The organism is Hymenobacter coalescens (assembly GCF_054783195.1).
The window spans coordinates 135,121-149,148 of the sequence record NZ_BAAGRA010000021.1 but is presented as its reverse complement, the minus strand read 5'-3'; the positions used below and the strand labels follow the sequence as shown (position 1 = coordinate 149,148).

Genomic DNA, 14,028 nt, shown 5'->3' with positions numbered 1-14,028 from the left:
TTCTGGATAATGCGCCTTAGAAGCGCGTCGTGCTATGCTTGGTGCGGAACGGGGCGGCTTTGGCGCGCTTGAGCTGACCGGCTTTGCTGCGGCTGTGGCGCTTGGCAAATTTCCAGCCTTTGTAGCGCTTGTAGTTGGGCCGATGGGTGTAGATCCGGCCTTTCATTTTGGCCTTGGCATAGGAGCTGATGCGGGCCGCTTCGGCCGGCATGGCAACGCTGCTCACCAGCAGCGCAAAACAGAGAAGCAGGATCCTGATCATCGGAGAGAGAAGGTTGATGTGTTTGTTAAACTCCCCAGGCCAGTAGAAAATTGTGTGCCAAGTTCGGCAGTAGTGGATGCCAGAGCATTGTCTATAAGACTTATTTATTGTTGTTTTTGATTGTTATGCTATTGATAAACAGTTGCTTGTTGTAATAAAAATCTAGTTCCCCGCACGCTCTTATTTTTTAAATCTGCTCTTGCCAGCTGATAGAAATAAGATTTAAAGGAGCCAGGGCACCTGCTTCCTGGCCAGGACTTGAGGCAAATGTAGCAGGCTTCATGTGGAATGATGGCCGTCTGTGCATCCAGTCAGTGAGCAACGCACTGGCCGGACCGAATGCTCGACCGGCCGGTTTTTCACGTGAATCTTTTCAGATAGACAGCAGGCGGTGGTACGGTAGGAGGGACCAGTCGTCTGCTTAAAGCCCGCCGGAATCCGGCGGGTTTTTTCATTGCGTTCTGATGAAGTGTGTGATAGTGAGCATAGTGCAATTGGTTAGCTCATGCTTCATCAGGCCGGATCCGCGCTGAGATAGTGCCTTGCTATCTTACGCCCGACTATCCACTGCGCAATGTCTGTTTCTCCATCAATCCTGGAAGCCCAGGTCCGCGCCGCCTTGCTCGGCTTGGCCGTTGGCGACGCCCTCGGTGTGCCCGTCGAATTCAAAAGCCGCTCCCAGAGGCGCATCGACCCCGTGGTGCGCATGCGTGAATACGGCACCCACCACCAGCCCGCCGGCACTTGGTCCGACGACGCCTCGCTCACGTTCTGCCTGGCCCAGGCCATTGTTGATGGCTTCTCCGTCGGTCTGGTCGCCGAGTACAGCTGCCGCTGGTACTACAAAAACCTCTGGACGCCGCACGGCCACGTATTCGATATCGGCATTACCACCCGCGAGGCCCTGAGCCGCTTCAAGGCCGACCCCGACCTGATCCTGGCCGGCGGCACCGACGAGTACAGCAACGGCAACGGCGCGTTGATGCGCATTCTGCCGCTGGCTTTCTACCAGCCCGATATGCCGCTGGAAAGCCGCTTCCATCTCATCTTCGAGGTGTCGGCCATTACCCACGGCCACATCCGCTCGGCCGTGGCCTGCCTGCTGTACCTGGAAATGGCTCGGCACCTGCTCGCGGGGCTGACGCCGGCCCAAGCCTACGCGCGGCTTTGCGCAGATGCGCCCGCGCAGCTGCTGCAGCTGAACGTGCCGGCCAAGGAAGCCGAGCAGTTTGAACGCATCCTCAGCGGCCAGCTGCCCGACGTGCACGCCGCCGCTATCAGCAGCGGCGGCTACGTCCTGCATACCCTGGAAGCCGCCCTCTGGTGCCTGCTGCGCCACGAAACCTACGCCGAAACCGTGCTGGCCGCCGTCAACCTGGGCGACGACACCGATACCACCGGCGCCGTCACTGGCGGCTTGGCCGGGCTCCGCTACGGTGAAGCCAGCATTCCGCCCGAGTGGCTGCAGGTGCTGGCCCGCCGCGCCGATATCGAAGACCTGGCTATCCGCCTCGCCGGGGCTGTGCAGGACTAAAAACGAATCAGCCCCGCACGCTGCCGTGCGGGGCTGATCTGGCGTCAGACGAAGGGAGGCGGATTTACTCTACCACCACACCCATCTTGCCGAATTTGTCGATGCGCTGCGAAATCCGCTCGTCGCTCGGCAGGGCTTCCAGTTCGTCCAAGGTCTTGATGAGCGTTTTTTTCAGCGTCTGAATCATTTTGTCGGAGTCGGTGTGGGCTCCACCCAGCGGCTCCTTCACGATGCCGTCCACGAGCCCGGCCTTGAGCATGTCGGTGGCGGTGAGCTTGAGCGCCTCGGCGGCCTGTTCCTTGTAGTTCCAGGAGCGCCACAGGATGCTGGAGCACGACTCGGGCGAAATCACCGAGTACCAGGTGTTTTCCAGCATCAGCACCCGGTCGCCGATGGCAATGCCCAGGGCGCCGCCCGACGCGCCTTCGCCGATGATGATGCAGATAACCGGCACCTTCAGCATAAACATCTCCTTCAGGTTGCGGGCAATGGCTTCGCCCTGTCCGCGCTCCTCGGCCTCCAAGCCCGGGAAGGCGCCCGGCGTGTCGATGAGCGTCACGATGGGCTTGCCAAATTTCTCGGCTAGCTTCATCAGGCGCAGCGCCTTGCGGTAGCCCTCCGGGTTGGGCATGCCGAAGTTGCGCATCTGCCGTTGCTTGGTGTTGCGGCCTTTCTGCTGGCCGATAAACATCACCGTACGCCCGTCTACCTCCGCGAAGCCGCCCACCATGGCTTTGTCGTCGGCCACGGTTCGGTCGCCGTGCAGCTCCACGAATTTTTGGGTCATGCCCTCGATGTAGTCGAGGGTATAGGGGCGGTCGGGGTGGCGCGAGAGCTGCACGCGCTGCCAGCGCGTGAGGTTGGCGTAGGTTTCCTTTTTGAGGGCCCGGATTTTGGTCTCCAGCGCCTCTACGGCTTCTGAGACGTCAACCTGGCTTTCCTGCGCCAGCTTTTGCATCTCGCGGAGCTTGCCCTCAAGGGCGGCGATTGGTTGTTCGAAGTCGAGCAGCATGGCCAAACGGGGCGACGGTGAGCCGTCGCGCAGTCGTTCTTAACGGTGGAAAATGGGGGAGGGCAAAGGTAAGCGAAGCGAGGCAAGCAAGGCATGGCAATTTTTTGCGTCGGCTGCGAAAAATTTTGTAGTTGTAAATCAGCGACAACAGCCCGCCGGAGCTGTTTTGGAGAAAAAACTTTCTCTTGGGGCTTGCAGCGCCCCGATTTACCGCCCTACCTTTGCAGCGCAATCGGGGAAACGCCCCGGCCACATTGCACCCTGGTTCGGTAGTTCAGTCGGTTAGAATGCCGCCCTGTCACGGCGGAGGTCGCGGGTTCGAGTCCCGTCCGGACCGCAAAGGCCCTTCAGCAGCACGCTGGAGGGCCTTTTGCTTTTCCGGCCAGTGCCCTAACGAAAAGCCAAGCCGGTCTGAGCAAACCTGGTGGCTCTCCGTCCCGAACCGTAGTATGCTTCGCCTGGCCACCGCCACGCGCCAGGGCCAGTGCTCCGCCGGTTGTTCTTGGCTGGCCGCCTATCTTTCGGCTCATTCCTTTTATGCGATGCTGACGACGAAGATTTGTTGGACCAAAAACTGCGCCCTTGCGGGACTGAGCCTGGCCGCGCTGCTGGCTTTTCAGACCAAGCCGACCAAGTCCGCGCAAAACAAGTCCCCTCAGGTTAAGCCCGCGCAAGTCAAAGCGGGGCCAGCCAAGTCAGCGCCGGCCAAGCAACCACCCTACGACCGCCTGAAATCGGGCATTGAGTACCGTATCTACAAGCGCGCCAGCGGCCGCTACGTGCGCCAACCCGCCTTGCCGCCCACCGGCGATGCAACCTACGCCAAACGCGTGGGCCAGGTCATGGCGCTGCACGTGGAGTACCGCACGGCCAAGGACTCGGTGCTGTTCCAGTCGCGCAAGCAGCAGCTGGGCTACCCCGTGCGCGTGCCGCTGCAGGCCGTGACCCGCAAGGGCGGCCTGGAAGAAGCCATTTCGCTGCTCCAGCCCGGCGACTCGGCCGTGTTTCGCTTCAACGCCGACTCGCTCACCTTCAAGACCTCTGGCCGGCCGGCTCCGCCCGAAATCAAGCGTCACGGCAACACGATGCGGCTGCTCGTGAAGGTAGCCGCCATCCAGAGCCAGGACAATGCTATGGCCGCCCAGCAGCGGATGATGGAGGCCATGCAAGCCAAGGCAAAGCAGGCCGACGAAAAGCAAAAGCCCATCGATGACCAGTTGATCCAGGAATACCTGCAGAAAAACAACCTGCAGGCCCAAAAAACGGCTTCGAACCTCTACTACGTTATCACGCAGCCCGGCAGCGGTGCCCAGCCCACCAAAGGCCAGACGGTGGCGGTGCATTACCGCGGCACCCTGCTCGACGGCAAAGAGTTCGACTCTTCGCTCAAACGGGGCCAGCCCATCGAATTTCCCATCGGCACCGGCCAGGTGATTCCCGGCTGGGACGAGGGCATTTCGCTGCTTCAGAAAGGCGCTAAAGCTATTCTGCTCATTCCCTCGGGCTTGGCCTACGGGGCGCGCGGCGCCGGCGCCGACATCCCGCCCCACGCTGTGCTGCGCTTCGACGTGGAGCTGGTGGACATCAAACCCGCTGGGCCCGCGACGCCCGAGCGGTAGGGGCTACGGCCTCTGGCTGCCACGCTAAAAAAAAGATTACTACATATGCCCTTTAAAACCAGCTTTATGCACTGTGGGGGCGGTTTTTTTAGCTCCCAAAGAGCATTTTGTATTTTGAAATGTAAAAACCCGCCTTACCTTTGCAGCACCTTATCGAAAAGCACACGGCTTGAGAGTGGGTTACCTGGTTCGGTAGTTCAGTCGGTTAGAATGCCGCCCTGTCACGGCGGAGGTCGCGGGTTCGAGTCCCGTCCGGACCGCAAAGGCCCTTCAGCAGCACGCTGGAGGGCCTTTTGCTTTTACGGCCGGCGCGGCTGGGCCAGCTAATAACAAAGTGCCCGGAAACGAAACGAGCCCCAACCGCAGGGCCAGGGCTCATTCCATTATTCACCAACGCTGCTGCAGGGCAACAGCATGGCGCAAAAATACAGTTTATCATTCCGGGTTAATACCACATATCCATGTGATGCCGGCCTCTTGGGGCATTGCGCTAGGTGAGCAAACTGAGGCGCTCCACCACGGGCTCGGCCTGGCGCCCGCCGTGCTTGCCAAAGAAAGCCTCCACGGTAGCAGCAAGGCGTTGGCACTCTTCGGTGGGCGAGCCAGCGGCTGATCGGGGCACGGCCATATACAGACGCGCACCGTCGCAGGCGGCGTAGCTGTGCACGTACATTGCCGTTTGCAGCGGCAAGGGGCTGACCCACCGCTCGAAGCCTAACGCAAGAAAGTAAGCCTCATTCATGGCGCTTGTTCGGTTGAGCCGGGAGTATGTGCCTAACCGCTGAACAGTAAACGTGCCCTGCGACGGTAAGGATATCACATGATGATGTGACAAGAACAAGAAATGTACAAAAACACGCTGGTTGGCCTTTAAACGAAACCGAGAGTACGGGTTACTGAGTTTTTGATAAGATTGTAGTTGTTAAAATTATATTATAAGAACTTTGCTTTAAATTAGGATTTGTGTAAATAATCATATTATTGGAGAATTATTTGGGTTATATGATTGGATGAGTTATAAATTGGTGTCAAATACGGACCAAAACCTTTCTGAGTTATGAACAAACTTGTACTCTTGCTCGCTCTGTTTGTGCTCGGCTGCGCCGGGCAGGCCGAAGCCCGTCCCCGTCCCCGCTATGTACGCGCCAAAATAAGCGGCCGGCCCCACGTGCACCGCCCCAATTACACGCCGTACCGCGGTGCCGGCAACCCCTTCCGCGGGGTGCTGGCCCTGCTGCGCTAGCTACTGGTGAAATCAAGCAAAGCCGCCGGGGCCTTCGTGGGGTCGGGCGGCTTTGTGCATCTTGCGGGCATGAACGTTTACACCCTCGATACCGGCCTGTTCAAGCTTGACGGCGGCGCCATGTTCGGCGTCGTGCCCAAGTCGCTCTGGTCGCGGCAGTACCCGGCCGACGACAACAACATGTGTACCTGGGCCATGCGCTGCCTCCTGATTGAAGACGGCGGCCGACTGGTGCTCGTCGACAACGGCATCGGCGACAAGCAGGATGAAAAGTTTCGCGGCCATTTCTACCTGCACGGCGACGCCACGCTCGAAGGCTCGCTGCGGCAGCATGGCTTCACCGCGGCCGATGTCACCGACGTTTTCCTGACGCACCTGCACTTCGACCACTGCGGCGGTTCGGTGGTGCGCACCCCCGACGGGCGGCTGGAGCTGGCTTTCCCGAACGCTACGTACTGGTCGAATCAGGCCCACTGGGACTGGGCCGTGACGCCCAACGCCCGCGAGAAAGCCTCGTTTCTGCGCGAAAACATCCTGCCCATCCAGGAAAGTGGCCACCTGCGCTTCATCGACCCGCAGCTGGGTGTGCCCGCCGACCTGCCCATGCTGCGCGACATTGTGTTTGCCGACGGCCACACCGAGAAAATGATGGTCCCCGTGCTCGACTACAAGGGGCGTAAGCTGGCCTTTATGGCCGATCTGCTGCCCTCCACGGCGCATTTGCCCATGCCCTGGGTGATGAGCTACGACGTGCGGCCGCTGCAGACGCTGGCCGAGAAAGAAGCCGTGCTGCGCCGCGCCGCCGAGGAGCAATGGGTGCTGGTGCTCGAGCACGACGCGCACACCCAGGCCTGCACCGTGCAACAAACCGACCGCGGCGTGCGCCTGCACGAAACGCTGCGCCTCGCCGACCTTTAATGGCAGCCCGGAGCTTGGGCCTGGCCATGTCGGGCGGGGCGGCGCGCGGTATTGCGCATTTGGGCATGCTGGAGGCGCTGGCGGAATTGCAGCTGCCCATTGGGGCCATGTCGGGCGTGAGTTCCGGGGGCTTGGCGGCCGTGTTCTTCGCGGCGGGTATTCCGCCGCGCGAAGTGCTGCGCCTGCTCACCGACACGCGTTTTCTGCGCTTGGTGCGCCCGGCTTACCGGCGCGGGCTGGTGAGCCTGGCGCTGCTGGAAAAGCTGTTTGTGGCGCACCTGCCCGGCCGCCAGACGTTTGCCGACCTGCGCCTGCCCGTCACGCTGTCGGCCACCGACTTGGCTTCGGGCGAAACGGCCTTTTTCGACGAGGGGCCGCTGATTCCGCCGCTGCTGGCCACCGGCGCGGTGCCGGTGCTTTGCCAGCCCATCGAGTACCGCGGGCGGGTGCTGGTGGATGGCGGGCTGCTGAACAACCTGCCGGTGGAACCGCTGCTGAACCGGCCCGAACTGGTCGTCGTCGGGGCCCACACCAACGTGTTCAATCCCGAAGGACCGATTGAAAGCATCCGGCACGTGGCGGAGCGCACATTTATGCTGGCCATCGGCACCAACGTGGCTCCCCGGCTGGCCCGCTGCGCCTTGGTGCTGCAGCCCCCAGAACTGCGCCACTACCGCGTGGCCGACCTGCGCCACGCCGAGGCCCTCTTCGCCATCGGTCACCGCTACACCCTGCAGCAGGCCGCGGCGCTGGAAGCGCTGCTAGCGGCACCCGCCGAGGATTTTGGCTAGCTTTGTTGGCTTTTTCCCCGACACCTTCTGTTACCCGCACCTATGAACGGCTTCTGGCTGGCGTTTTCCAAGTTTTGGTTTAAGCTCGTGGGCTGGCGGCTGGCCTCCAGCATTCCGCCCGATATCCGGCAGGCCATGATGATTGCCGCCCCGCACACCAGCAACTGGGACTTCATGCACGCGCGGGCCGCTTTTTTCCTGATGCGCCGCAACGTGCGCTTCACCGTGAAGAAGGAATGGACGGACATTCCGATCCTGGGCAAGCTGATGCTCAGCCTCGGCGCGCTGCCCATCGACCGTAGCAAAAACAACAGCATGGTGGAAGCCATGACGGAGCTTTTCCGGCAGTACCCCGACCTGATCATCCTCATCACCCCGGAAGGCACCCGCAAGTACCAGCCGCGCTGGCGCCGCGGCTACTACCACGCGGCGCAGGCCGCCGGCGTGCCCATCCTGCTCGGCTTCCTCGACTACAGCCGAAAGGAAGCCGGCGTGGGCCCGGCGGTATACCCGACGGGCAACTACGAAGCGGACGAGGAGAAAATCAAAGCCTTCTACCGCACCAAAAAGGGCCGTTTCCCGGAGCAGGGCATCCGGTAGCGACGGCGGCTGGTTTAGACAAAGGAGCCGCGGAGAGTTGGTGCCTGGTGCGCCAGCCTCCGCGGCTCCTCTGCGTCCGCGCCCGTTGGGGCGCCTGATCATTGGCGCGTAAATCAGCAAGAATCGGGTCGGCCGGGCGCAGGCGGCGTGGTACTTTCGTCTTATGCTCACCGCCGACCACAACCCCGACTACCAGCGCGTCGCCCAGGCCATCCGGTTTCTGGAGGCCAATTTTCGCCGCCAGCCCAGCCTGGACGAAATCGCGGCGGCCGTCAGTCTGAGTCCCTTTCACTTCCAGCGGCTGTTCAGCGAATGGGCGGGCATCAGCCCCAAGCGCTTTGTGCAGTACCTCACGGCCGATTTCCTGAAGGAGCGCCTAGCCGCGGCCGGCAACCTGGCCGAAGCCGCCGAACTGGCCGGCCTCTCGACGCCCTCGCGCCTGCACGACCTGTTCGTGACCCTGGAGGCCGTCACCCCGCACGAGTACCGCACCGGCGGCGCGGGCGTGCGCATCGCCTACGGGGCGCACCCTACGCCCTTTGGTCAGGCGCTGCTGGCCGCCACCGAGCGCGGCATCTGCGGCCTGCACCTGCTCGATGCCCGGCAGCCCGACGTCGACCGGGCGCTGGAGGAACTGCGCCGAAACTGGCCTAACGCCCAGTTCGAGGCTGATGCTGCGCGCACGGCGCCGCTTATGGCGCAGGCTTTTGCGCCGGGGGCGGGGCAGCCGCTGCACCTGCTGGTGCGCGGTACCAACTTCCAGGTGAAAGTGTGGGAGGCGCTGTTGCGCGTGCCGGGCGGACAGGTGGTCAGCTACCAGCACGTGGCGCGGGCTATTGGGCAGCCCAAGGCGCTGCAGGCGGTGGGCTCGGCAGTGGGTGCCAACCCCGTGGCCGTGCTCATTCCCTGCCACCGCGTCATTCGCAAAGAAGGGGTGCTGGGCGAGTACCGCTGGGGTTCGGCCACCAAAAAGGCGCTCATCGGCTGGGAAATGGCGCGGGCCGAGCAGCAGGCGCAGGCCTTGGGCCAGCCGTTCGCGCCGGCCGGGAAACAAACCGCGCCCCAGCCCGGCCAGCAGCTCAGAATGGAATGCCTTTAAACAAATAGGAAATTTCCACCCCGAGCTGCACCTGCACATCGGCCTGCAGCTGCGTCAGAAAGGCCTGACTGGCACGCCGGAACTCGGACTCGGGCACCGTGACGGCGTGCACCTCGCGCTCGTGCTCGGTCCAGACCAGGGCCACCGCCGGGGCCTGCCGCCGGATAAGCAGTGCCGCGTTGTCGGGAAAGCCTTCCAGCGTCAGGCGGCAGTCATCCAGGGGAACGGGGCGGTAGGCCTGCCAGTGGTGCAGCAGCGCGGCCAGGCGAAAAAGCGGAAAATCTTCCCGTAAAAAGGTGCGCTCCTGCGCCGTAATCGTCAATTCGCCCCCGAGCAGGTACCAGAGCGAGGCGCCCGGGTATACATCCAGCTGCGCGGCGGTGGGCTGGCTGGAGAAGCCGCGGTAAGCAAACTGCACCGGATATTATTGCTGGGTGAGGGCGTAGGCCAGCAGGTTGGCGCCCATGCGCAGGGCTTCCTCGTGCTTTTCCACCGGGTCTTTGTACACCTCTGGGTCTTCCCAGCCGTTGCCCAGGTCACACTCGTAGCTGTAAAAGCATACCAGCCGGCCCTTGTAGATCAGCCCGAAGCCCTGGGGCCGCTTGCCGTCGTGCTCGTGCACTTTGGGCAAGCCCTTGGGAAAGGGAAATTTCTGGTGGTAAATGGGGTGGGAGAAGGGCAGCTCCACGAACTCCAGCTCGGGAAATACCTTTTTCATCTCGGGCCGGATGTACTTGTCGAGCCCGTAGTTGTCGTCGATGTGCAGGAAGCCGCCGCCGAGCAGGTAGCGGCGCAGGTTGCGCGCCTCCGCGTCGGTGAAGGTGACGTTGCCGTGGCCGGTCATGTGCACGAAGGGGTACTGCAACAAGGCCGGGGAGGCGGGCTCCACGGTGGCCTCCTCGGGCGCGATGTTGGTCTTCAGCGCCTGGTTGCAGAAGCGGATCAGGTTCGGCAGCGAGGTTTTGTTGCCGTACCAGTCGCCTCCGCCGCCGTACTGCAGGCGGGCAATCTGGAAGCTGGGCGCCACGGGCGCGGCCGCCCCGAGCGTGAACAGCAGGGTAAAGGCAAGCAGCAGGGATTTGAGCATAGCGAAGAAAGGCAGGCAGGGCCCGGATTACAAAGTAACGCACGGGGCGGAAAGTTCAGGCCCGCGCCGTTGGATTCAGAGCCGCCGGCGCCAGGGCACCCTACTGACACAGAAAAGGGAGCAGGAACTGCCTGCGGTATCATGTGTTTCTTGTCGTTTGCACCGGGTGCTGGCCAGCGCCCGGTGCAAACGACAGTAGCAGATCAAACGGTAACGGGTAAGGATGTAGTGAGTCTGGGCCTCATGCTTTAGCTCTGACGATGGAGTATTCCGGTCAGGAAGCTACTCGCGGACAATGTGGGCCGTGAACACGGCCGCCAGCGCCGCCGTTTCGGTGCGCAGGCGCGTGTGGCCCAGCGTCACGGGCCGGATGCCGCGCGCCAGGGCCAGGCCGATTTCCTCGGGCGTGAAGTCGCCTTCGGGGCCGATGAGCACGCAGCAGCTGGCGGCCTGCCCGGCCACCTGCGCCAGGGAGGTTCGTTCGCCCTCGGCCAGGTGGGCAATAAAGGTGGTCGGGGGCTCTACCGTGCGCAGGAAGGCGGCGAAGTCGGTCAGCTCGTCGAGTTGCGGCAGCCAAGCCTGGCCCGACTGCTTCAGGGCGCTGACGGCGATGCGCTCCAGCCGGTCGAGCTTCAGCTCGCGCCGCTCGGAGCGGGCGCAGCGCAGAAACGAGAGCCGGTCGATGCCGATTTCGGTGGCCTTTTCCACCAGCCACTCCATGCGGTCGAGGTTTTTGGTGGGCGCCACGGCCACGTGCACGAAGTAGGGGCGGCGCGGCACCTGCTGCTCGGCGCTGATGCGCAGCTGGCAGCGCTTGGGGTCGGCTGCCGCCACCTCGGCCTGAAAAACGCCGCCGCGGCCGTCGATCAGCTCCACCGCGTCGCCGGGCTGCAGGCGCAGCACCCGCACGGCGTGCTTGCTTTCGTCTTCGGGCAGGGTGTAGCTGCGGCCGGCCAGGTCGGGGGCGTAGAACGTGTGGGGCATGGGGGCAAAGGTAGGCGCCGGGCCGCAGAGCGGAAACGCGAGGATAGCGGCATGCAAAACGCCCGTCGTCGGGCTGGGCCGGTGACGGGCGTTCGGGCAGGCCGCAGGGCCGCCGGCGGGGTTAGTTCAGGGCCTTGTTCAGCACCTCGGCCAGGCGGATGCCGCCCTGCTGCAGGCGCAGGCGCACCTCCCCGATGTAGGTCTGGTAGTACTGCTCGTCCAGGGTGCTGCCGTTGGGCGCTACGGCGTACTGCTTGGTGCTCATCAGGTACGACTCGAACAGCCACTGCTCCGAGCCGGCCCGGCCCCACTGCTGCACCAGCATCTTGTCGGGCTGGGCGTAGGCCTCGGCCATCTGCTGGTCCGACAGGCCTTGGGCCTTGATCAGGCCGCTGTCCCACATGCGGTGCAGGTTGGTGCCCTGGCCCTGAAACTGCAGCTGGATGTCGTTGCCGCCCTTGTCCTCGGCCCGGCTTACGTGCATGGGCTCGTGGATGTCGCCGACGAGGTGCACCACGAACTTCAGCGCCTCCAGGCGCTTTTCGCGCGGCTGCTTTTTGTCGGCGAGCAGCTTCACGTTGTCCTGCAGGGCCTGGTAGGCGTTGGGCTCCGTTTTGGCCTTGAGCTGCTGGTGAAAGTCGGCGAAGCCCATGCCCAGCGGCAGGTTCACGAAGTGCCACGGGCCGGTGTGCTTGTACTCGGGCTTGCTGCGCACCTCGTCGGCCCAGGAGGCCACGTCGGCCAGGGACTCGCTGGCCAGCAGTTCTTTCACCTGCGCGGCGGCTTTGCGCGAGAGGTGCTTTTCGGCAATCAGGGCAATGGTGCGGTGGCCTTCGTGGCCCCAAGCGCGCAGGGAGTGGGGGGCGCACAGCAGCAGGGCCAGGCAGCCGGCGGCCGCGGCCTTGCGCAGGGAGGCGCGGGAGAAAAAGCGGGGTAAGCGGAGCATGAATGGAAGGGAAAAGGTCCAACGACGCCGAAACGCATCGAAGGCTGCCGCAAAGGTCCGGGAAAATTTGCGCGCATCGAAGCAGGCTGGCTGCCGTACAAGAAAGCTTACACGCACTCATTCTTAAATCCACATCCAATGGCCCTGAAACTCAAAAAGCTCAAGGATCAAGTCATCGTCATCACCGGCGCCTCGTCGGGCATCGGCCTGGTCACGGCCCGCATGGCCGCCAAAAAAGGCGCCAAGCTGGTGCTGGCCGCCCGCTCCGAGGGTGCGCTTCGCCAACTCACGCAGGAAATTGAGCAGGAAGGCGGGCAGGCCGTGTACGTAGTGGTCGACGTCAGCCAGCCCGAAGCCGCCCGCACCATCGCCTGGAAGGCGCAGGAAGCATTTGGCGGGTTTGATACCTGGGTCAACAACGCGGGCGTGAGCATTTACGGCAAGGTGGAGGACATCCCCGTCGAAGACATGCGCCAGCTGTTCGACGTGAACTTCTGGGGCCTGGTACACGGCTCGCTGGAAGCCGCCAAGCACCTGAAGACCCGCGGCGGGGCCATCATCAACGTGGGCAGCATCCTCTCCGACATCACGGCCATTCTACAAACCATCTACTCCGCCAGCAAGCACGCCGTGAAGGGCTTCACCGACGGGCTGCGCATGGAGCTGGAAATGGACGAGGCGCCCATTTCGGTGACGCTGATTCAGCCCGCGGCCATCGACACGCCGTACCCCGTGCACGCCAAAAACTACATGGAGCGCGAAGCCAAGCACGCGCCGCCCGCCTACGCACCCGAGACGGTAGCCCGCGCCATCCTGCACTGCGCCGCCACGCAGGAGCGCAACGTGGTGGTCGGCGGGGGCGGCCGCGCCTTCATCAGCATGGAGCAGTGGACGCCCGGCCTGCTCGACAAGTTCATGGAGAAGGCCTTCGTGAAGCAGGAAAAAGCCGACTATGCCCCGCGTCCCCTCGGCCAGAACGCCCTGGACCGCCCCATGGGCGCTTTGGAGGAGCGCGGCAATTACCCTGGCCACACCCGCGAATCAAGCTACTACACGCAGGCCGTGACCAGCAGCCCGGTGCTGAAGACGGCCCTGGCCGTGGGGGCCGGCCTCGCGCTGGCCACCTGGCTCAGCAAGGCCAAGGGCGGCAACGGCGTGCGACCCACCGCGAGCAGCTACCCGCGACCCGCCGTTACGGGCAATAGCCTGGACTTCGATTCGGCGGGCCACGACCACCGCTACTCGGAAACCAAGTCGTACGACCGGCCCTAACCAAACCAGGCGGTACCGACCAGCAGCGCCAGCCCCCGCACGGGAGCTGGCGCTTGTTGTTGCCTATCATCAATAAACCGGTGCAGCCTCACCATCAAGGCCGGGGCTAGGCGTTAGGCGGCGGCTTCCAGCAGGCGTTTGAGCGTGCGCTGATACCGTTCCATCATGCGGCCGGTGTGCCAGCGCAGCAGCCAGCCCGGCAGCGCAAAGCCCAGCGCCTGCCGCACCAGGCGCGCCTCAAACTCCAGCCCGTACACGAACTCCGTAGTGCCGGGCCCGAGCGGGCGAAAGCGGCGCTCCACGCTCAGGCGGTGGGGGCTGCCCGCCACGCTGACGCAGTGCATGCGGCGGCCCGGCTCGTAGACCAGATACTCCAGCTCCGTGAGGGAGTGGGGCTCCCGCGGCGAGAGGTAGGCATCTTCGGTGGCCACCGCGCCCACGGCCGGCTGCTCCGCATGAAGGCGGGTGCCGTGTACCTCCGCGCGCCAGTGGGCGTCGTTGCGCAAGTCGGCCGCGTACGCGAATACCTGCTCGGCCGAAGCCTGAATAACGATACGCCGCTCGACGGCTACGACTGGGGAAGGGGATACGATCTGCTGCATAGCGGCGAAACCCAGGCTGGGGGTGCACGCCGAAGAAGACGGTGCCGGCCTGGAGGCAG

16 protein-coding genes and 2 tRNA genes are annotated in these 14,028 nt (G+C 63.5%); 10 read left to right on the top strand and 8 right to left on the bottom strand.

What is annotated here, in order from left to right; genetic code table 11:
• Window positions 1-16: 16 nt before the first annotated feature.
• Window positions 17-262, bottom strand: a complete 246-nt coding sequence (locus tag ACYVKQ_RS19845) for a hypothetical protein (RefSeq protein WP_460677097.1) — start codon at window positions 260-262, stop codon at window positions 17-19.
• A gap of 574 nt (window positions 263-836) precedes the next feature.
• On the opposite strand from ACYVKQ_RS19845, the gene ACYVKQ_RS19840 reads away from it, so the two are divergent.
• Window positions 837-1,796, top strand: a complete 960-nt coding sequence (locus tag ACYVKQ_RS19840; RefSeq protein WP_460677096.1) for an ADP-ribosylglycohydrolase family protein — start codon at window positions 837-839, stop codon at window positions 1,794-1,796.
• A 64-nt stretch (window positions 1,797-1,860) separates the two neighbouring features.
• Here ACYVKQ_RS19840 and ACYVKQ_RS19835 read toward each other — a convergent pair whose 3' ends face one another.
• On the bottom strand, window positions 1,861-2,808 hold the full coding sequence (locus ACYVKQ_RS19835; RefSeq protein ID WP_460677095.1) for an acetyl-CoA carboxylase carboxyltransferase subunit alpha: 948 nt from the start codon (window positions 2,806-2,808) through the stop codon (window positions 1,861-1,863).
• 263 nt (window positions 2,809-3,071) lie between these two features.
• Here ACYVKQ_RS19835 and ACYVKQ_RS19830 point away from each other — a divergent pair.
• From ACYVKQ_RS19830 to ACYVKQ_RS19820, 3 genes are all read left to right on the top strand, one after another.
• Window positions 3,072-3,145: transfer RNA gene (locus tag ACYVKQ_RS19830), tRNA-Asp, on the top strand.
• A 205-nt stretch (window positions 3,146-3,350) separates the two neighbouring features.
• A complete protein-coding gene (locus tag ACYVKQ_RS19825; protein ID WP_460677094.1) occupies window positions 3,351-4,427 on the top strand; it encodes an FKBP-type peptidyl-prolyl cis-trans isomerase in 1,077 nt (358 codons plus the stop codon).
• A gap of 186 nt (window positions 4,428-4,613) precedes the next feature.
• Window positions 4,614-4,687, top strand: a tRNA-Asp gene (locus ACYVKQ_RS19820).
• Window positions 4,688-4,917: 230 nt separating this feature from the next.
• Here ACYVKQ_RS19820 and ACYVKQ_RS19815 read toward each other — a convergent pair.
• Window positions 4,918-5,169, bottom strand: a complete 252-nt coding sequence (locus tag ACYVKQ_RS19815; protein WP_460677093.1) for a hypothetical protein — start codon at window positions 5,167-5,169, stop codon at window positions 4,918-4,920.
• A gap of 315 nt (window positions 5,170-5,484) precedes the next feature.
• On the opposite strand from ACYVKQ_RS19815, the gene ACYVKQ_RS19810 reads away from it, so the two are divergent.
• The 5 genes from ACYVKQ_RS19810 to ACYVKQ_RS19790 all read left to right on the top strand — a co-directional run bounded on the left by ACYVKQ_RS19810 (window position 5,485) and on the right by ACYVKQ_RS19790 (window position 9,078).
• Entirely contained in the window at window positions 5,485-5,670 is a 186-nt protein-coding gene (locus ACYVKQ_RS19810; RefSeq protein WP_460677092.1) for a hypothetical protein, read from the top strand.
• A gap of 69 nt (window positions 5,671-5,739) precedes the next feature.
• Window positions 5,740-6,588, top strand: coding sequence for an MBL fold metallo-hydrolase (locus tag ACYVKQ_RS19805; protein ID WP_460677091.1), 849 nt, complete (start codon window positions 5,740-5,742; stop codon window positions 6,586-6,588).
• Window positions 6,588-7,379, top strand: coding sequence for a patatin-like phospholipase family protein (locus ACYVKQ_RS19800; RefSeq protein ID WP_460677090.1), 792 nt, complete (start codon window positions 6,588-6,590; stop codon window positions 7,377-7,379). The genes ACYVKQ_RS19805 and ACYVKQ_RS19800 overlap by 1 nt, the downstream gene beginning before the upstream one ends.
• Before the next feature lie 42 nt (window positions 7,380-7,421).
• Window positions 7,422-7,979 (top strand): 1-acyl-sn-glycerol-3-phosphate acyltransferase, encoded by a 558-nt coding sequence (locus ACYVKQ_RS19795; protein WP_460677089.1) that lies wholly within the window; start codon window positions 7,422-7,424, stop codon window positions 7,977-7,979.
• Between the two features lie 163 nt (window positions 7,980-8,142).
• A complete protein-coding gene (locus ACYVKQ_RS19790) occupies window positions 8,143-9,078 on the top strand; it encodes a methylated-DNA--[protein]-cysteine S-methyltransferase (protein ID WP_460677088.1) in 936 nt (311 codons plus the stop codon).
• Here ACYVKQ_RS19790 and ACYVKQ_RS19785 read toward each other — a convergent pair.
• The 4 genes from ACYVKQ_RS19785 to ACYVKQ_RS19770 all read right to left on the bottom strand — a co-directional run bounded on the left by ACYVKQ_RS19785 (window position 9,059) and on the right by ACYVKQ_RS19770 (window position 12,095).
• Window positions 9,059-9,496, bottom strand: a complete 438-nt coding sequence (locus ACYVKQ_RS19785) for a hypothetical protein (protein WP_460677087.1) — start codon at window positions 9,494-9,496, stop codon at window positions 9,059-9,061. The two genes, ACYVKQ_RS19790 and ACYVKQ_RS19785, sit on opposite strands and share 20 nt — an antisense overlap.
• A gap of 6 nt (window positions 9,497-9,502) precedes the next feature.
• Window positions 9,503-10,165 carry a DUF4159 domain-containing protein gene (locus ACYVKQ_RS19780; protein ID WP_460677086.1) on the bottom strand — a complete coding sequence of 221 codons (663 nt, stop codon included), beginning with the start codon at window positions 10,163-10,165 and terminating at the stop codon, window positions 9,503-9,505.
• 282 nt (window positions 10,166-10,447) lie between these two features.
• A complete protein-coding gene (locus ACYVKQ_RS19775; protein ID WP_460677085.1) occupies window positions 10,448-11,149 on the bottom strand; it encodes a 16S rRNA (uracil(1498)-N(3))-methyltransferase in 702 nt (233 codons plus the stop codon).
• A 121-nt stretch (window positions 11,150-11,270) separates the two neighbouring features.
• Window positions 11,271-12,095 (bottom strand): S1/P1 nuclease, encoded by an 825-nt coding sequence (locus ACYVKQ_RS19770; RefSeq protein WP_460677084.1) that lies wholly within the window; start codon window positions 12,093-12,095, stop codon window positions 11,271-11,273.
• A 138-nt stretch (window positions 12,096-12,233) separates the two neighbouring features.
• Here ACYVKQ_RS19770 and ACYVKQ_RS19765 point away from each other — a divergent pair, with 138 nt between their 5' ends.
• Window positions 12,234-13,367, top strand: a complete 1,134-nt coding sequence (locus tag ACYVKQ_RS19765) for an SDR family oxidoreductase (RefSeq protein WP_460677083.1) — start codon at window positions 12,234-12,236, stop codon at window positions 13,365-13,367.
• A 113-nt stretch (window positions 13,368-13,480) separates the two neighbouring features.
• Here the strand turns inward: ACYVKQ_RS19765 and ACYVKQ_RS19760 are convergent, their stop codons facing one another.
• Window positions 13,481-13,969, bottom strand: coding sequence for an SRPBCC family protein (locus ACYVKQ_RS19760; protein ID WP_460677082.1), 489 nt, complete (start codon window positions 13,967-13,969; stop codon window positions 13,481-13,483).
• Between the last annotated feature and the right edge of the window lie 59 nt (window positions 13,970-14,028).